The organism is Pseudomonas sp. RA_15y_Pfl1_P11, from assembly GCF_963970975.1.
Lineage (GTDB): Bacteria > Pseudomonadota > Gammaproteobacteria > Pseudomonadales > Pseudomonadaceae > Aquipseudomonas > Aquipseudomonas tritici.
In genome coordinates this window covers 92,480-112,272 of the sequence record NZ_CAXAOY010000019.1, presented here as the reverse complement: position 1 = coordinate 112,272, position 19,793 = coordinate 92,480, and the positions used below count along the sequence as shown (strand labels likewise).

General features: G+C 60.9%; 9 protein-coding genes. All 9 read left to right on the top strand.

What is annotated here, in order from left to right; genetic code table 11:
• Positions 1-8: 8 nt before the first annotated feature.
• The 9 genes from AACY44_RS22220 to AACY44_RS22180 all read left to right on the top strand — a co-directional run bounded on the left by AACY44_RS22220 (position 9) and on the right by AACY44_RS22180 (position 19,756).
• Positions 9-641: an NADH:ubiquinone oxidoreductase subunit N gene (locus AACY44_RS22220; RefSeq protein ID WP_339421190.1), complete on the top strand. Its 633-nt coding sequence runs from the start codon at positions 9-11 to the stop codon at positions 639-641.
• Between the two features lie 248 nt (positions 642-889).
• On the top strand, positions 890-2,386 hold the full coding sequence (locus AACY44_RS22215) for a YdgA family protein (RefSeq protein ID WP_339421188.1): 1,497 nt from the start codon (positions 890-892) through the stop codon (positions 2,384-2,386).
• Positions 2,387-2,702: 316 nt separating this feature from the next.
• Positions 2,703-5,183 (top strand): poly-beta-1,6 N-acetyl-D-glucosamine export porin PgaA, encoded by a 2,481-nt coding sequence (gene pgaA / locus AACY44_RS22210; RefSeq protein WP_339531065.1) that lies wholly within the window; start codon positions 2,703-2,705, stop codon positions 5,181-5,183.
• 12 nt (positions 5,184-5,195) lie between these two features.
• Positions 5,196-7,199, top strand: coding sequence for a poly-beta-1,6-N-acetyl-D-glucosamine N-deacetylase PgaB (gene pgaB, locus AACY44_RS22205; protein ID WP_339428486.1), 2,004 nt, complete (start codon positions 5,196-5,198; stop codon positions 7,197-7,199).
• Between the two features lie 2 nt (positions 7,200-7,201).
• Positions 7,202-8,551: a poly-beta-1,6-N-acetyl-D-glucosamine synthase gene (pgaC, locus tag AACY44_RS22200; protein WP_339421184.1), complete on the top strand. Its 1,350-nt coding sequence runs from the start codon at positions 7,202-7,204 to the stop codon at positions 8,549-8,551.
• On the top strand, positions 8,548-9,030 hold the full coding sequence (pgaD, locus tag AACY44_RS22195; protein ID WP_339421182.1) for a poly-beta-1,6-N-acetyl-D-glucosamine biosynthesis protein PgaD: 483 nt from the start codon (positions 8,548-8,550) through the stop codon (positions 9,028-9,030). Before pgaC ends, pgaD begins: the two co-directional genes overlap by 4 nt.
• Positions 9,031-9,397: 367 nt before the next feature.
• On the top strand, positions 9,398-11,122 hold the full coding sequence (locus AACY44_RS22190; protein WP_339531062.1) for a ShlB/FhaC/HecB family hemolysin secretion/activation protein: 1,725 nt from the start codon (positions 9,398-9,400) through the stop codon (positions 11,120-11,122).
• Positions 11,123-11,150: 28 nt separating this feature from the next.
• A complete protein-coding gene (locus AACY44_RS22185) occupies positions 11,151-19,283 on the top strand; it encodes a two-partner secretion domain-containing protein (RefSeq protein ID WP_339531060.1) in 8,133 nt (2,710 codons plus the stop codon).
• A complete protein-coding gene (locus AACY44_RS22180; protein ID WP_339531058.1) occupies positions 19,280-19,756 on the top strand; it encodes a hypothetical protein in 477 nt (158 codons plus the stop codon). The genes AACY44_RS22185 and AACY44_RS22180 overlap by 4 nt, the downstream gene beginning before the upstream one ends.
• The last annotated feature ends 37 nt before the right edge of the window (positions 19,757-19,793 follow it).

The window sequence follows — 19,793 nt, the reverse complement described above, 5'->3', positions numbered from 1 at the left end:
TTCCAATAATGAAAAACCCTTATGCTCCCGCTTTCTGGTGCGTGTGTTTCGCACTGGTGTTGTTATCGGCGACCTATTTCTACGGCGTGATGCTCGCCCATCAGCTCGACAAGGCGATGGTGTTTCTCGACAGTGCCTGCCTGGTGATCGGCACCCTGTCCATTGGCGTAGTGGCGTGGGCCTCTTACCAGAATCAACGGGTGAAGAAAAAACTCCTCGAACAAGGCAAGACCCGCGTGGTGATCTGGGACACCAAGGTCGCCCTGCGCCGGGTCGAGACCGTGTTCGACCGCTATTTCTGGGGCAGCTATTGGCAGCCGGGGCGGACCTTCCAGGAAGTCATGGGTGACCTCACTGGCACGCCTCTGGAGAAAAGCCTCGAAGTCCTGAAAAAACAGTGCGTGGCACTTGATCAGCAGGTCGCTGACGGTAGGCACTGGCTGAACAACGCGCGGGAACTGTCCGACGTTGCCACACAAATGGCCCGCGAGCGCTATCGGCTGGACGTCTGCGACCCCAAGTCGGACACCCCCGGCAATGCGGTCATACACCGCGAGTTTGAGGTGCTGGTGTACACCTGGACGGCGCGCTTGAAGAGCTTCGACCACCAACTCGATGAAATTGAGCTGGAGTACTCCTGACGTAGCAGCGGTCGAGTAGAACGAGGCCGCGTTCGAGGACGAAGTCCTCGTAAAGCCAGCACTTATGGTTTCTGATAAACCAGGTTGCCGGGTTTTACGACTGCTTCGCAGCCGAATGCGGCCTCGCTGCGCTCGACCGCTGCTACGGTGCCTATGCTAATCTTCCCCCGTTTTCGTCGGGCTTGAGCCAACCCCTCAGGGTTCAAGGAAGACAGCCCACTTCTCACAGGATTTGATCAGGTCACTTCATGAATAAGCCAGCCGTTGTTCTTTTGGGTTTCGTTGTCGCCGTTGGCGTCGTCAGTGCAGGCGGTGCCTGGTACACCGGTAAGCAGCTGGAGCCCGTGCTGCAGACGGCGGTGCAGGACGCCAACAAGGAACTGCAACGTTCCATGGCCGGCGTCGACGGCACTGTTGCCCTGGAGCTGGTGTCCTTGGACCGTGGCCTGTTCAGCAGCACCGCGCACTATCGCCTCAAGGGCCAGGGCTCGTTCTTCGGCGAGCAGAACCCGAACCCCGAGCTGCTGATTGTCGACCATATCGAACACGGCCCGTTGCCGTTCTCGCGCCTGGTATCGCTGAAATGGCTACCGGTCATGGCTACCAGTCACTACGAGCTGGAAAAGAACGCCACCACTGAGAAATGGTTCGCCGCCGCCAAAGACGTGTCACCGCTCAAAGGCGTGGCCAATATCGGCTACAGCCGTTCGGTGAGCGGTAATCTCGAACTGCTGCCGCTGACGTTCAAGGACGAGACGGCTTCGGTGAACTTCTCTGGCCTCAACCTGGATTTCGACAGCACCGCCGAGGGCAAGAAGGTCAAGGTCGACGGCTACATGAACAGCCTCAAACTGGCTGTGGTCGATGCCAATGGCGCACCCTTCGACGCTGAATTCGCCGGCCTGACCGTGGCCAGCAACCTGGAGAAATCCACCTTCGGCTTCTACACCGGGCAGAACACGATAGAGCTGACCGACACCAAGCTCACCTTCGGCCCACAGAAAGCCGTAATGACCCTCAAGGGTTTCGAGCAGAAAGATACCAGCGAAGTCAAAGACAACAACATGGCCGGCCGCGTCGACTACAAGATCGACGAGATCGGCTATCAGGGCAAACCCGTGGGTTCCGCCGCCATGGCCCTGAGCGTGAAAAACATCGATGTGCCCTCTGGCCTGCTGCTGACCAAGCTGTATCAGGACAAGATGCAGCCGGTGCAAGCCGCTGCTGCCGCCGGCCAACCGGTGCCGGAGTTGCAACTGACTGAGGCTGAGCAGGCCCTGGCTGAAGCCAACGTCGACCAGTTGCTGGCTGCCAAGCCACACGTGGCGCTGGAAAACCTGTCGCTGAAAACCACCCACGGTGAAAGCAAGTTCAACCTGGTGCTGGACCTGGCCAAGCCGACCTCCATGGAATTGCCGCCGGTTGAGTTGGGCAAGCAAATGGTCGCGCTGCTGGACGCCAACCTGACCCTGTCCAAGCCAATGATCGCCGACGTTGCCGCCCTGCAAGCGCAGCTTGGCGGTGTGACCGATCCTAAAGCCATCGAGCAGCAATCCCAGATGGCCAGCGAAATGGTCAGCGGCATGGCCGTTGGCACACAACTGGCGACCCTGGTGGGCAGCGACGTGGTGTCCAAGCTGCATTACGCCAACAATGAAGTGACCTTCAACGGCCAGAAGATGACCGTCGAGCAGTTCATTGGCTTTGTGATGTCCAAGGTTGGCTCAGTGAGCGGCGCCCGATAAGCCTCGGGGCCGCGCAAAGCGGCCCGATTGAAATGCAATCAAACTGTGGGAGCGGGCTTGCTCGCGAACGCGGTGTACCAGTCACTCTAGATGTTGACTGACACATCGCCTTCGCGAGCAAGCCCGTTCCCACATTTGGTTTGTGGCACTGGTCAGGCAATTCTGAACAATTGTTCTGAATCTCCCTCCCCCTTTCTCCGCTAAGGGATAGTTCATACAGGAAAGCTAGGTCGGGTCACGAGACGCCGACACCCTGATGCAAATCGCTCAGGACCACCTATCGCTACAGCTTTCCGTGTGTAAGGAAGCTCACGATATGCTGCGAAACCTCCCACTCAGTGCCTCCGGCCGGTTACGGCTGCTCATCGGGGTAACCTTGTGCAGCCAGTTGCTGATGCCCACCTTTGCCATGGCCGACCCGGCCTACGACGCCCTGATCATCCAGGCGCGCAACGGCAACTTCACACCCGCCCTGACTCAACTGCGCCAATTGCCTGCCGAGCGCCAGACGCCAGGCCAGATCAGCGACCACTTGGTGATCGCTGGCTGGGCCGGACAGGGTGCCGAAGTGCTGAAGGTGTACGAGGCACAGGGCCAGCATCGCAACTTGACCGCCCAGGCGCTGGCCACGGTTGCGCGAACCTATCGCAACCAGAAGCAGTGGGCGCAGGCCGAGGCGGTCTATCGCAAAGCGCTGTTGCGTGAACCGAACAATGTCGACCTGCAACTGGGCCTGGCCCTTACCCAGGCCGACGGCGGCAAAGTCAGCGAAGCGGTGCAACGCACACGCGCTCTGGTGGCGGCCAAGCCGGATGATCCCAATCGGCGCATGGCCCTGGGCTACGCACTGACTCGTGCGGGTTCGAACTACGACGCCCTGTTTGAATTCGACCAGGCCTTTATCCGCGCCGGCGACAAGCCCGAAGTCGCCCGCGAATACCTCGTTGCCCTGCAAAAGGCCCGTCTGCCGGAAGCCGCCTTGCGCTTGTCGGCCCAGCGCCCGGGGCTGGTCGACCCTGTGACCCAGCGTCGCCTCGAAGGCGACCTGGCCGCCGAGCGCGTACGCATGGCCGAGTTCGCCACGCGTACCGAGAAAGAACGCTTTGTGATCGCCGACCGCGCGCTCGCGGACTACGACAGACTGCTCGCCCGCTGGGCCCCCGACGCCAGCGCCCAGGGCGACGTGATGATTTGGCGCATCGACCGCCTCGGCGCGCTCAAGGCCCGGGCGCGCACCGCCGAGGTCATTCGCGAGTACGAAGCCCTCAAGGCTGAAGGCGTGCAATTGCCGACCTACGCCTTGCGCTGGGTCGCTGCCGCCTACCTCGACCAGCGCCTGCCGGAAAAGGCCGCCCCCCTGTATCGCCAGGCGGTGACCGCTGCGGATGCCGACCCAGGCGATCATGTCAAAGACAGTTCCGCCCTGTTCTACGCCTTGCTGGAAAACGACCAGGTGGCAGAGGCGCGCGCGGTCGCCGACAACCTGGCGCGCAGCGAGAAACCGCGGCTTGAACTCAAGGGTCTGCCCTTGGGCGACCCTAACGACGAGTGGGCGGACGCGCAACAATTGGCGGCCCAGGCCGGTACCTATGGCGATGACCTGCAGACCAGCGAAGAGCGCCTGGAAGCCTTGGGCAATAAAGCCCCGGGCAACATCGGCGTGCGTTTGGCGCAGGCCGAGATGTACCGTGCCCGCGAATGGCCAAGACGCGCCGAAGCGTCACTCAAGGAAACCGAAAACCAGAGCCCGCGCGACATCGGCGTGGAAATGTCCCAGGGCTTCACCGCGCTGGACCTGCAGGAGTGGCGCCAGCTCGACCTGCTTGCCGATGACGTGGTCGCCCGCGCCCCGGAAAACCGCCAGGTCCAGCGCCTCGATCGCCTGCGCAAAGTGCACGACATGGCCGAAGTCCGCGTCGAGGCCTACACGGGTAAAAGCTACGGTGGCAGCAATAACGCAGACGCCGGCGCGATCAGGGGCAGCCGCGACTGGGGCATTGAGACCGTGATCTACACGCCGCCCATCGACGAAGACTGGCGCCTGTTCACCGGTGCCGGCTACGGCACCGCCGACTTTACCGAAGGCAGCGGCCATCACCGTTGGCAGCGCGTGGGCGTGGAGCGGCGTACCCGTGACATGACCCTCGAAGCCGAAGTCTCCAACCACTCCTACGGCTTTGGCTCCAAGCAAGGCGCACGCGTAGCGGTTGCCCGCGACATCAATGACCATTGGCAATACGGCGGCAGCCTCGACTACCTCACGGCGACCACGCCGTTGCGGGCGCTCAATACCGACATTACGGCCAATGGCGGCAGCGGTTTCATCCGCTGGCGCGCGAATGAAAGCCGCGAATGGAAACTGACCGTCAGCCCGTCGCACTTCAGCGATGGCAACGATCGCCTCGAAGCCTTGCTCGCCGGCCGCGAAGGCATCTACAGCTCGCCCAAGGTGCAAGTGGAGTTAGGCCTGGAAGTCAGTGCCAGCCGCAACAGCAAGGAAGACACGCTGTACTTCAACCCGAAGTCGGACTTCGGCGTGATGCCCACCGTCAACGTCAACCATGTGCTTTATCACCGTTACGAGACCCAGTGGAGTCAGCAGTTCCAGGTCGGCGCGGGCACTTATCGCCAGCAGGATTACTCCAGCGGCGGTGTCGGCTTGATCGGTTACGGCCAGCGCATTCGCTGGAACGACGTCCTGGAAGCCGGCGCCAACCTGAGCCTGGTCAGCCGAACGTATGACGGTGATCGCGAACGCGATCTGCGCCTGCTCGTCGACCTCACTTACCGTTTTTAAAAGAGCCTGATCATGACCCTCCTCAGCCGTTATCTGCTGGTCCTGGGCGTATTGCTGGCCAGCGCCTGCGCCCAGCAACCCGCGCCATTCACGCCACCCGCCGAGCGCCCGACACAGACCAGCGAAGCGCCGTGGCCGAAAAACCATTTCCTGGGCATTGCCTACCACGACGTCAATGACACCGATCCCGATCAGGCGGTGGTGGCGGTGCGCACCGAGCGTTTGATCGATCAGTTGGCCTGGCTGCGCGAGAACGGCTACCAGGCGGTCAGCGTGGACCAGATCCTCGCCGCTCGCCGGGGTGGGCCGGCCTTGCCGCCCAAGGCCGTCATGCTCAGCTTCGACGACGGTTATTCCAGCTTCTACACCCGCGTGATGCCGATTCTGCGCGCCTATAACTGGCCAGCAGTGCTCGCGCCGGTCGGCTCCTGGATCGATACGCCGCTGAACCAGCCGGTGGACTTCGCCGGTCTGCCACGGCCACGCGGCGAGTTCCTGACCTGGCAGCAGATCCGTGAAGTGTCGCGCTCCGGCCTGGTGGAAATCGCCGCCCACACCGACGCCAATCACAAGGGCATCCTGGCCAACCCCCAGGGCAACCTGGAACCGGCCGCCACCACGCGGCGCTTCGATCCGGCGACCAATCGCTATGAAACCGAGGCACAGTTCCAGGCGCGGATGCGGGCTGACGTGGTCGCGATCTCGAACAAGATTCGCGCCGTTACCGGCAAGGCGCCTCGGGTGTGGGTATGGCCCTATGGCGCCGCCGACGGCACCACGCTCGCGGTTGTGGACGAGCAGGGTTACAAGATGGCGCTTACGCTGGACGACGGCCTCGACGACTCGAACAAATTGATGAGGAGCCCGCGCTTTCTGGTTGCCTCCGATCCGGACGGCGAGCACTTCGCCAGCAGCATCGTTTCGGTGCAGGCCAAGGCGCCGATGCGCGTCGTGCATGTGGACCTGGACCACGTCTACGACCCCGACCCGGCGCAACAGGCGCGTAACCTCGATGTACTGGTACAGCGTGTAGTGGACATGGGCTCGCCGACAGTATTCCTGCAAGCCTACGCCGACCCCACGGGTGACGGCCTGGTGCGTTCGCTGTACTTCCCCAACCGCCATCTGCCGATGCGCGCCGACCTGTTCAACCGGGTCGCCTGGCAGTTGCATACCCGGGCTCGTGCCAGCGTTTTTGCGTGGATGCCGGTACTGAGTTTCGACCTCGATTCCAAGTTGCCTCGCGTGACACGTTGGGACCCGCAAACCGGCAAGGTGGGCACCGATCCGGATGATTACAAGCGCCTGTCGCCGTTCGATCCAAAAGTGCGGCAGATGATCGGCGAGATCTACCAGGACCTGGCGAGCTCCGGTAACAGTGGTGTCGACGGCGTGCTGTACCACGACGATGCCAAGCTGAGCGACTTTGAAGACGCCAGCCCCGCAGCACTCAAGGCCTACGCCGCCCAGGGCCTGCCGGACAACATCGCCGCCCTGCGTGCCGACCCTGTCGTGATGCAGCGCTGGACCCGCTTCAAGAGCCGCTACCTGATCGACTTCACCAACGAGTTGACCGCCAAGTTCCGCGCCATCCGTGGCCCGCAGATACTAACTGCGCGCAATATCTTCGCCGAGCCGATGCTCAACCCCGGCAGCGAAGCCTGGTTCGCGCAGAACCTTGACGATTTCCTCCAGACCTACGACTGGACCGCGCCAATGGCCATGCCGCTGATGGAAGGCCAGGCATTGAATAACGCCGACGCCTGGCTGGAAAAACTGGTGGCCACGGTCAAGCGGCGCCCCGGCGCGCTGGAGCGCACCGTGTTCGAGCTGCAAGCCAAAGACTGGCGCACCGAGGCCGCGCCGGATATCAGCGGTGAGCAACTGGCGCACTGGATGAGCGTGCTCAAGCGCCAGGGTGTCACGAGTTTCGGTTACTACCCGGACAACTTCCTGGAAAACTCCCCGGACCTGAAGACTGTGCGTCCGGCCCTTTCCAACCAATGGAACCCTTGACCATGTTCGACAGAATCCTGGCTTTATTCGTGCTGGCTTTGGTATTGGGTGTGCCCCTGGGCCTGATCTTCCTGGTCACCGGGCAGTTCCTGATGGACTTTGTGTTTTTCTACCCGCTGTTCATGTCGGCATTGTGGATTGCAGGCGGTTTGTATTTCTGGCTGCACTGGGAGCGCCACTGGCCCTGGAAAGAGGACACGCCGGCGCCGACACTGGCTGGCAACCCGCTGATCTCGATCATCATCCCTTGCTACAACGAAGGGGAGAACGTCGCCGACACCATGGAGGCCGCGCTGGCCCAGGTGTACCCGAACATTGAAGTGATCGCCGTCAACGACGGTTCCTCGGATAACACCGCAGCCGTACTGGATGCCCTGGCCTTGCAGCATCCACGCTTGCGCGTGCTGCACCTGGCGCAGAACCAGGGCAAGGCGGTGGCCTTGCGCATGGGCGCCGTTGCCGCGCGCAGCGAATACCTGGTGTGCATTGACGGCGATGCGCTGTTGGATAAAAACGCGGCTGCCTATTTGGTCGCGCCGATGCTCGACAACCCGCGCCTGGGCGCCGTGACCGGCAACCCACGCATCCGCACACGTTCAACCCTGATCGGCCGGGTGCAGGTCGGCGAGTTCTCTTCGATCATCGGCTTGATCAAGCGCACGCAACGGGTAATCGGTCGAATCTTCACGGTGTCCGGTGTAGTGGTGGCGTTCCGTAAAAAGGCGCTGGACCGCATCGACTACTGGAGCACCGACATGATCACCGAAGACATCGATGTCAGTTGGAAGCTGCAACTCGATCACTGGAGCATCTTCTACGAGCCCCGTGCCCTGTGCTGGATCCTCATGCCCGAAACCGTCGGCGGCCTGTGGAAACAGCGCCTGCGCTGGTCCCAGGGCGGCGCCGAAGTGCTGTTCAAGAACATCCGCGGCATTTGGCAATGGCGTCACCGCTACCTGTGGCCACTGCTGTTCGAATACTGCTTGTCCACCGGCTGGGCCTTCACCTTTTTGCTGTCGGTCATCTTCTGGGGCGTGGGCAAATTCATCCCGCTGCCACAAGCGATTACTGTCGAGTCGTTGATGCCGCCGGCGTTTACCGGGTTGGTGTTGGCGATGGTGTGCCTGTTGCAGTTTGCGGTGAGCATCCTGATTGACCGCCGCTACGAGAAAGACCTGTGGAAAACCCTGTTCTGGACGGTGTGGTACCCGATGGTGTTCTGGCTGGTCAGCCTGTTTACCACCCTGGTCAGTTTTCCAAAAGTGCTGTTCAACCAGCATCAGAAGCGTGCGCGCTGGGTCAGCCCGGACCGTGGTATCAAACCGCTCGAAAATAAGGAGGCGTCATCATGAAACTGGTCAGAACCCGCCAACGTTCCGTGATGTGGGTCATCGATGCGCTGTTGACCCTGATGGCCTGGGCCGGCTTGATCTGGTTGTTGGCACGTGGGATTACCTCGATGCTCGATACCCATGGCGGTCCTCGATTCGAGGCGCCGATATTTGCCGCGCTCAATACCCTGCAAATCTACCTGTGGATCGCCCTGCTCAACGCCGTCATCCTGATCAGTTGGGCGCGCCACCAACAACGCCGAGGTCGCAAGTTTGCCCAGCGCCGGGCCGAGGCCAAGGCGCTTACTGACAAAAACCTGAGCGAGAGCTTCAGTCTCGGCGAAGGTGACCTTGAGCAGCTGCGTCGGCCTGGGGTGTTGGTGATCCATAACGACGAGGAAGGCGGTGTCGCGCAGGTGAAATCCCATGTCTCCCGTGAGGTAGAAAAACCGGGGTTGATCCTGGTGCCAGGCAAGGATCAGAACAAAGGCGCCAGCTAAGAAGAACGCTGGAAAATCGTTCCCATGCAACGTGGGAGCGATTTTGGTAAATACCGATAAGTGGGATCCAATTCACAAAACCTCCGAGAACTTTACTGCCCTTTTCGGTACTAACTTATCTCGGTAAGAACTTGATGGCCAACTAGTGGCAATTATTAAGTTCTCCGACGAAATCGTCATCAATACAGCTGCCGCTTGTCGGAATATAACTTCCAGCAATAAGCCGTATGCCTGTTTGACAATTTTTAATTGTTAATAATCAACGGGTTGCGCGAGCACCTTGCACGCTTATTCAACGTGCTCGGTTCTTTGAGTGAGCGGAAGTTCGATGTTAGTTTGCCGCCCTTTGATTTTCGACGGATTGAACATGTCTTTGTTATTACCACGGACTCGGTATCTGCTATGCACTTTCATGCTCGCTTATCTGAGCCTGAACAGCGCCACAGCCGCCCCTACGCCAGGGGATCAGGACCTGATTCGCGACCGCCAGAACCGTCTCTTGGAAGAGCAGCGTCGGCGCCTGGATGAACTCCAGGACTTGCCCGGCAAAGGCGATCAGTCCCAGGCCCCGGCCACACCCGCCGACACCCGTTGCTTCCCGATCAAAGACATCGAACTCAAGGGCGCCGACAGCCTCTCCGTCGGAGACCGCACCCTCCTGCTCAAACCTTATATCGGCCAGTGCCTGGGCGTTCCACAGCTCAATGAGCTGCTCAAGGTCATCACCGACTATTACATCGCCAAAGGCCATGTCACCAGTCGTGCCTATTTGCCGCAGCAGGACCTTTCCAGCGGTCACCTGCAGGTGCTGGTGGTGGAAGGCACGCTCGAAGACTTGAAGGGCGCGCAAGGCAGCAACCTGACCGACCGCGAGCTGGCCATGGCGTTTCCCGGCAACATCGGCGGAGCCCTCAACCTGCGGGAAATCGAGCAACTGGTCGACCAGCTCAGCCGTTTGCCCTCCAAGCAGGCGCAAATGGAGCTGACCCCTGGCAGCCAGATCGGCGGCAGTGAAGTGCGGGTCAAGAACGTCCCGCAAAAGCCCTGGCGCGCCAGCCTGTCGCGCAACAACGACGGCCAGAAGAGCACCGGCGAACAACAATGGGGCGCCGGCCTGGAATGGGACAGCCCACTGGGCCTGGCCGATCAGCTGATTTTGCGCGGTGGCCACGACGCCATCAGCGACCATCAGAAAACCTCCAACAGCAGCATGTTCTATTACAACGTGCCGTGGGGCTGGTGGAATTTCAGTTACACCTACAGCGAGAGCGAATACCGCACCTTCCTCATGCTGGACGATTTGAAGGTCAAGCAGAACGGCGACAGCCAGAACCATCAACTGCGTGCCGAGCGGGTGATCCATCGCGACGAGGTGAGCAAGACGTCGGTCAACGTCGGCCTGACTCACCTGCGCACCAACAACTACCTGCTCGATTCGCGGCTGGCGACCAGCAGCAACCGCCTCAGCGAATTTCAGGTCGGCATCACCCACGGTCGACGCATCGGCAATGCCTTCGTCAACCTGGACGTGGGCATGCAAAACGGCATTGGCGCCTTTGACGCGCAAAGCGACCAGCAGGGGCGCGATGCCAACGGCAACCTCACGGCGACCCCGCGCTATCGCAAATACACCGCCACGATGAGCTACCTGCAGCCCTTTACTTTGTGGGGCGAGTCGCTGAGTTTTTCCAGCCTCGCCACCGGGCAGCGCAGTGAAGACGTGCTGTACCCGGCGCAACGCATGAGCCTGGGTGGTTCGTACTCGGTGCGCGGCTTCAAGGACCAGCAACTGAACGGCGACAGCGGTGGTTACTGGCGCAACGAAGTGCGCTGGGCGCGCCCGGTCACCCTCGACTGGATGCGCCCGGCCTTCGCCGAATACGGCGCCAGCGTCGGTTATGACCAGGGCGTAATCAGCAACGATCGCTACAACGATGACGAGCATGGTCGCGTCTCGAGTAACTCTTTGGAGTTGTTCGCGCGCGGTAAAAACGTCAGCGCCAGCGTGACCTTTGCCCATTCCCTGGAGCGACCTGGCGTGGTGACCGAGCGCGAAGCGCCGATCTATTTCCGCCTGGATTTCATCCTGTAATCAACACCGCTGCCTTGAGATTTTGAATATGGATGCTCGCCCTGCTACCGCCCTGAAAAGCCTGACCCAACGCGGCCTGGCACTGATCCTGGCCAACGCGCTGTTCTGGCAGCCGCTGCTGGCCCAGGCCGACGGCATCGCGGTCAGCGGCCCGGGCACTACGCTCGGCCAGGCAGGCAACGGCGTGCCGGTGGTGAACATCGCCACGCCCAATGGCAGCGGCCTGTCCCATAACCAGTTCAAGGACTACAACGTCGGCCCCAATGGCGTGATTCTCAACAACGCCACGGGCGCGGTGCAGAGCACCCAACTGGGCGGGATCATTGTCGGCAACCCGAACCTCAAGGGTGGCGCGGCGAACGTCATCCTCAACGAAGTCAACGGCGGCAGCCCCAGCCAGTTGCGCGGCTACACCGAAGTGGCGGGGCAGTCGGCCAAAGTCATCGTGGCCAACCCTTACGGCATCAGTTGCAACGGCTGTGGGTTCATCAACACGCCCAATGTCACCCTGACCACGGGTAAACCGGTCATCGACAAAGTCGGTCGCCTGGACCATTACCAGGTCGATGGGGGCGCCGTGACCATCGACGGCCAGGGCTTGAATGCCAGCAACGTCGACCGTTTCGAGATCATCACCCGCACCGCCAAGATCAATGCAAAGATCAACGCGCGTCAGCTCACCGTGATTGCCGGGCGCAACGACGTCGATGCCCAAAGCTTGAACACCACCACGCGCGCCGACGACGGCAGCGCCAAGCCGGAACTGGCCATCGACTCCTCGGCCCTGGGCGGCATGTACGCCGGCGCCATCAAGCTGGTGGGCACTGAAGCCGGCGTGGGCGTGAAGCTCGACGGCACCTTGGCCGCCAGTGGCGGCGATATTCAACTCGACGCCAACGGCCACTTGAGCATGGCCCAGGCGGCCGCCAGCGGCGCGATTGATATCAAGGCCGCGAGCCTGGAGACCAAGGGCGCGGTCTACGCCGGCACCCGCCTCAAGGCGCAGACGACCAAGGGCACGCTGAAAAACAGCAAGACCCTCGCCGCGCGCGACAGCATCACCCTGGCCAGCAACGGCCAACTGACCAACACCGGCATCATCGAAGCTGGGGTCAACGCCGACAACACCCGCAACGCCGTTGGCGACGTCACGCTCGACAGCCAGAACATCAGCAACACCGGCACGGTGATCGCCAATCGCACCCTCACCGCCACCGCCACCCACGTAGATAACCAGGGCGGCACACTGAGCGCCAGGCAGGCGCTGAACATCACCGCCGACAGCGTCGATAACCGCAACAAAGGCCAACTGCTCAGCGACGGTGCGCAAACCCTCACTGTCAGCGGCCTGCTGGACAACCGCCAGGGCGGCATCATCGACAGCACCGGCGCGTTTACCCTGCACGGCAACCGCCTCGACAACAGCGCCGGCAGCCTCACCGGTGGCGGCTCGATCACCCTGGACCTGCTCGGCGACCTGATCAACCGCAACGGCAAGCTGGCGAGTGTCGGGCCGCTGCTGGTGCAACGCGCCGCCCACATCGACAACCAGGGCGGCAAGCTCGCCAGCCAGGGCCTGCTGACGCTGTTCGCCAACAGCATCGATAACCAGAACAAAGGCACCCTGGCCGCCAACGGCGGGGTGGCAATCACCACGACAGGCCTGCTGCAGAATGGCGCCGACGGCTTGATCCACAGCGAGCAGGGCGGCCTGAACATCACCGCCGGTACGCTCGATAACAACGGTGGGCGCATCGCCGCCAAAGCCGGTAATGCAGTGGTTGACGCGATCAACTTCAATAACGGCAACGGCACACTGTTCGCCGGCAGCGCTGTGAGTCTTACCGGCTTGAATGTCGACAACGGCGGCGAGATCGCCGGCAACCGCATCGACGTCAACCTGGACGGCGCCCTGACCAACCGTGGCCTGATCGAAAGCGCCACGGCCCTTGATGTCGACACCGTCGGCCTGAACAACAGCGGCCAGATGCGTGCCCTGGGCACCGCAGGCAAAACCCGCTACGCCATCGGTGGCCTGCTGAACAACAGCGGCAGCCTGGAAACCGCCAACGACCAATTGAGCCTCGCGGCAAAAACGTTCCAGAACACCGGCGGCAAGGTGTTGCACGTGGGCACCGGTCTGCTTGACCTGAGCGACATCAGCCTGGATGACGTCGGCGGCAGCCTGGTCACCAACGGCGACCTGACCCTCGACAAAACCGACTGGACCAACAGCACCGCGATCCAGGCCGGGCGCCTGACCGTCAACGTCGACAACCTGAAACAGACCGCCACCGGCCAATTGCTCGGCACGCGTAGCCTGGTCGGCAAAGGCCTGGACTGGAGCGTCGGCGGCGCCGTCGCCAGCCAGGGCAGCCTCGACCTGACCGTGGACAACCTGCTCAACGACCACGGTTTGATCTTCAGCGGCGGCGACATGAACCTGCGCGTGGACCGCCTGAAAAACCTCGGTGCCACGATTTACGCCATGGGCAACCTGCGCGTCGACCGCGATGGGCAGGGCGCGGCCGCCACCAGTATCATCAACAGCTCGGGCACGATCGAAAGCGAACGCAACCTTATCCTGGCCGCCAGCACGATCGACAACATCCGCACCGTGCTCAACACCCACTCCGGCATCTACACCGCCTCTATTACCCCCACGGCCTGTATCGAGGGCGTGACCGGTGGCGACTGCGACGGCGGCAAACAGAACCGTCCGTTCCAGATCAGCGTGCGTGACCACTTTATTGTCAGCGACGCCACGCCCGCTTCCAGCATCACCTCGAGCGGCGACATGCTGTTGAGCGGCGGCAACCTGCTCAACAGCAGCAGTAGCATTGCCGCCGGCGGCGCCATGACCGTGCGTGTCAACCAACTGAGCAACGTCGGCCTGGTGACCCACGACACCCAGTACGACCGTATCTTTACCTCGGCGCGTGAGCGCAAGCCGGGCGGCTGGTACCGCGAGGCGGCGGCGTTCACCCAGCGCTATGCGGCGGGCCAGAACATGGACGGTGTCGAAGCCGGCCTGGCCTCGTTCATCGGCAAGATGGAAAGCGAAAAGACCGCCCTGCGCAAAACCACCCAATTGATGGTGCCGGACCAAAGCTACGCCGCCGTGATCCAGGCCGGCGGCGCCGTTGACCTGAAGGCCCAGGACGGCATCGATAACAGTGTCGTAAACCGCGGCTACACCTACGTCGGCAGTGGCGCCAACACCACCAAGCCGGGCTTCTCGACCGAGGTGAAACTCAACGCGCAGCTGCCGCCGGACCTCGCCCAGCAACAGGTCAACCCACTGGGCCTGCCGGGCTTCGACCTGCCCACCGGGCCAAACGGCCTGTTCCACCTCAACGACGGCAAAGGTGCCACCGGCCTGCCCACCAGCCAGTTCGCGGCCAGCCCGCATAAGTACCTGATCGAAACCAACCCGCTGTTTACCGACATGCGCCAGTTCCTGGGCTCGGACTACATGCTGACCCGGCTCGGCTACGACCCCGAGACGGCACAACGTCGACTCGGTGATGGCTTCTACGAACAGCGCCTGATCCAGCAAGCCGTGCTCGCCCGCACCGGCCAGCGCTTCATCGATGGCCAGACCAGCGACGCCGACCTGTTCAAGCACCTGATGGACAACGCCATCAGCAGCAAAACTGCGCTCAACCTGTCGGTGGGCGTCAGCCTCACCGCCGAACAGGTCGCGGCCCTGACCCACGACATCGTGTGGCTGGAAAACACCACCGTCGCCGGTCAACAAGTGCTGGTGCCGGTGCTGTACCTGGCCCAGGCAAATAACCGCCTAGCGCCCAATGGCGCGCTGATTTCCGGCAGTGACGTGAGCCTGATCACCGGCCGCAACCTCAATAACGCCGGCACCCTGCGCGCCACCGGCAGCCTGCTGGCCAACGTCGGCGGCAACCTCGCCAACAGCGGTTTGATGCAAGCCGGCGGTCGCCTCGACGTGCTGGCCGGCAACACCCTGAGCAACCGTGCGGGCGGTGTGATCAGCGCGGGCAACGTCAACCTCGCGGCGGGCGCCGACCTGCTCAATGAACGCAGCGTCACTACCCACGAAAGCGCCAGCAGCTACCGCACCGAACGCAGCGACTTCGTCGACAGCGCCGCGCGCATCGAATCGGCCAACGATCTGGCGCTGAAAGCCGGGGGCAACATCAACAACATCGGCGGCGTGCTCAAGAGCGGCGCCGACATGGCCGTCCAGGCCAAAGGCGACGTCAACATCACCGCCTCGAAGAGCCTCGACAGCGGCGCCATCGGCACCCGTTCGAACTTCACCACCATCGCCCAGCAAGGCTCCGTGGTGGAAGCCGGCCGCGACCTGCACGTGATTGGCGGGCGCGACATCAGCGCCGTGGCCAGCCAGGTCAATGCCAAACGCGACGTCAACCTGATTGCCACCCGCGACCTCAACGCCATTGCGGCAGCCAACGAGCAACACTCCACGGGCAACACGAAAAAGGTCAAGAGCATCGAAGACCACGTGCAGCAAGTGTCCAGCGTGATCAAGGCCGGCGGCGACGCCACCCTGAGCGCCGGGCAGAACCTGCAACTAGTGGCCAGCCAGGTCAACGCCGGCAACGAGGCGTACCTGGTCTCCGGCAAAAACCTCGAGCTCAAAGCCGCTGCAAACCAGGACTACAGCTTCTACAGCAAGACCAAGAAAACTTCCCAGGGCAAAAAATTCCGCCTCGATGAAACCGACGCCGTGAACAACGTCGGCAGCCTCGTCAGCGCGGGCAAAAACAGCACCGTCGTGGCCGGTGAAAACCTGCTGCTGGCCGGCAGCGCCGTCACCGCCGAAAAAGGCGCCACGCAACTGGCGGCCGGCCAGGACGTAAACATCCTCGCCGTCAGCAACGCCGACAGTGCCCGCCACGAACGCAAGGAAAGCAAAAGCAGCTGGGGCGGCCTCAAGTCGAGCAAGGTCCAGGACAAAGTCGACGAAAAACGCACCACCGCCCTGGGCAGCATGGTCTCCGGCGAAACCGTCACCGTCGCCGCCAAGCGCGATGCCACCGTCACCGGTTCCAACCTGGTCAGTACCGGCGACCTCGCCGTACAAGCCGGCCGCGACCTGACCATCGACGCGGCGCAAAACACCTTCGCCCGCACCGACATGCACAAGGAAAAAAATCGCGACCTCACCGGCGTGCTGACCGGCAACAAGCTCGGTCTGGACGACATGACCGGCAACCAGAAGCTCTACATCAACAGCTCCAAGCACAACGGCACCGCCAATGAAATGACCTTGACCGGCAGCACGATTGGCTCGAGTGCGGGCAATGTGTCGCTGACGGCGGGGCGTGAGTTGAAGGTGGTGGCCAGCGATCTGGTGAGCACCAAGAACATGGAGTTGAGCGGGGCGAATGTCACCGTTACTTCGGGGATGGAGACTGCGAGTCAGACCAGTAAGGACAGTTCAAAAAGCTTGGCAGTAGGCCGAGTGGTTGCGGGCTCTGTCGTCGATACCGCCAAGAGCATTCGCGACGCAGCCGAGGCGGCGCGCAGCTCCGACGACCCACGTCTCAAGGCAGTGAAGATCGCCCAGGCGGCGCTGTCGATGTACAACCTCAATAACCAGGCGGGCGATCTCGCCAAGCAAAGCACCGGCTTCAAAGACAAGACCGGTGGCTCTGCAGGTAACGGCTCACTGATCAAGATCGGCACCGAACTGGCCAATACCCGTACCAAAAACAGCAGCGAATACACGGCGCAGACCGCTCACCAGAGCAACCTCAACGCCGGGGGCAAACTGTCGATCATCGCTGCGGGCGATGCGCCGGGCACTGTGGGTGACTTGACGATTACCGGCAGTACGTTGAAAGCCGACAGCACGTTGTTGTATGCGAAAAACAACATCCTGATGCAAAGCGCACAGAACACCACTGACCGTAAAAACGATGGCTCGCGCAACAGGACCGCTATCGGTGCCAGCTTTAACATAGGCGAGCAAAACGGTTTCACCATCGACCTCGGTGCACAAACCGCCAAGAACCTTGGCTCGGGTGGCTCGGTTACCCAGGTCAACACCACGTTGGACACCGGCTCGCTGGTGCTGCGCAGCGGCCAGGACACCAGCCTGATCGGGGCGCAGGTACGCGCTGAGCGTATCGATGCCAACATCGGCGGCAACCTCAACATTCTGTCGCGCCAGGACACCGAAACGTCCAAGAGCAATCAGAACAGCGCGGGCTTCGGTGCGAGCATCTGTATTCCGCCGATCTGTTATGGCTCCCCGGTAACCGCGTCGGCGAACCTGGCGGCGTCGAAGATGAACAGCGACTACCAGGCCGTCACCGACCAGAGCGGCTTCTTTGCCGGCAAGGGTGGCTACACCATCGATGTGGCCAAAAACACCACCCTGCAAGGTGCGGTGATTGCCAGCGAGGCTGCGGCCGACAGGAACCTGCTGCTCACCGATCGGTTGCTGGTCAGTGACATCAAGAACAAGAGCGAGATCAAGAGCCAATCGGCCGGCGTCAGCGTCTCCGGTTCCTACAGTAGCGGCGCGAGTACCCTCACGCCGGGTGCCTTGTATGGAATGTCGCTGAACGATTCGGACCACAGCTACACGCGCAGTGCCGTCAGCGAAGGCACGATCGTGGTGCGCAACCCTGAAGGCGCGGGTGACCTGGTCGGCCTGAACCGCGACACCGCCAACGCCAACCAGCGTCTCGACAAGCCTGATGAAAAGGCCATGCAGGAACGCATGGACCTGATCAAAAGCTCGATGGAGCTGACCAAGGGCATTGGCGACGCGATTGCTGCGGCCAGGATCAGGGCCGCCAACGACTCAGACAGCGATGTGAGCAAAGCCACGCGCCTGAAGTTGATTGATGAGGGTATCGCCAATCCGACACAGGCTCAGATCAGCCAGCGTGCCCAGCAGGATTATGGCGTTGGCAGCAGCTTCCAGAAGGCCAGCCAGGCGGTGACTGCCGTGGTGCAAGCGGCGATGGGTGGCAGCGTAGGTGGGGCGTTGGCGGGGGCGGCGGCGCCGTATCTGGCGCAGACGGTCAAAAAGATGACCGAGGATGACCCCAAGGCCAACCTGATGGCCCATGCGGTATTGGGTGCGGTGTTGGCGCGGGCAGGTGGTAACTCGGCGTTGGCAGGAGCCGCTGGGGCCGTGGTGGCGGAGAAAACCGCACAGCTGATCAAAGAGAAGCTGTATGGCGATGTCAGTAACGAAAATTTGACCCAAGAGCAAAAGCAGACGATCTCCAGCCTATCGACGTTGGCGGCTGGACTCTCCGGATCGTTGGTTGGCAAGGACGCGCTGAATGCGGTGGCAGCCGCGCAGGTTGGGAAGAATGCGGTTGAAAATAACCAACTGAGCGCGAAAGATGTCGTTGATTTACAGAAGGAACTCGCAAACGCCACTAAGAAAGGCGAGCCAACAGAGGCCATTTGGGAGAAATACAAAAAACTGAGCGCTGAGAAGCGGGCAGAGATGTTGGCAGGCTGTGCGGGTAAGGTAGGGCTTTGCAGCGTCGGTTATCAGTCTGAGTATGAGGGGGGGATACAGACCGCAGATAGTGTCAGTAGCTTGCGCTGGTACTTCGGCCTTTCTGAGGCAGACGCATCACGGTTGAAGGAGTTTGTCACCGAAGAAAACCAGAACGATATGGGGTTGTTGTACAACTCGCTGCCGGCCTGGGAGAAAGCGGCTTTAATTGGGAAGGAAGTGCTGACAGCTTCTGGCGCTTCGATAGGGCGTGATAAAACGTCTATTGCTTCGATTGTTGGGAAGGGTAAGGGAGGAGCGGGAGTTCAGGGGGGCGGTCCAAAAGGGTCGACGAGCTTCAATTCTGTTCCTCGCAACGCAAATGATCTTGCAGGAGGTCCGCTTGAAAACGCTACTCAGATTAGCGGCCGCTTTAAGCTAGACGGTGGCCCAGCGAATGGAGCTGTGTATCGGGCCGATAATCAAGGAAATATCACCAGCTACGCTGTCTATGATTCAGCTGGGATGATTGTTAAGCGGGTTGACGTTACAGGTGCAGCTCATGCTGATGTGTCGACACCACATGTAATAGAGTATGGTAGAAATACGTTGCCGGACGGGACAATAAGAGTTCAGTCGCCTTCTACGAAACTGGCTCCGCGGCCTACCAATCCGAATGAGATTCCATGATGAAAGTTGATACTCTTAGACAGTTTAGTGGTTTAAGCAGATACGAGTTATGGGCGTCAGGCTGGGCTAAGAAAGATAATATAGATATATTTTCTTATGTTAGCGCCATGTGCAATCCTGAAGACTGTCTGCTATTTTGCAGGCTGTTGTTTCCTGATTTTTTTGTTAGCCAAGGCGCGATTTTTTTAAGCGCTAAATACGATCATGATGTTTTCGTTGTATGGCTAAAAAAGTTTGACGGTGATGCGCGCGCAGTTGAAAAAATAATAAATCATACTCACTTGTACGATGTTTTTTCAGGCTGTACTGATGAGGTTGATGATGTTGTTTTTGAACAGCTAGCTGAAACTATTGCCTTGTCATGGCGGCTAGTCCTAAAAGACAAATTCCCAGAACGTAAATTTTCTGTTGATGTTTCGAATTCAGATCAGGATTACGGTCCTACTGTTACGTTTTTTCAAGTCATTGACTAGGTGCAAAAGCAACTGGGCAAACTTTACGGGAAGTCGA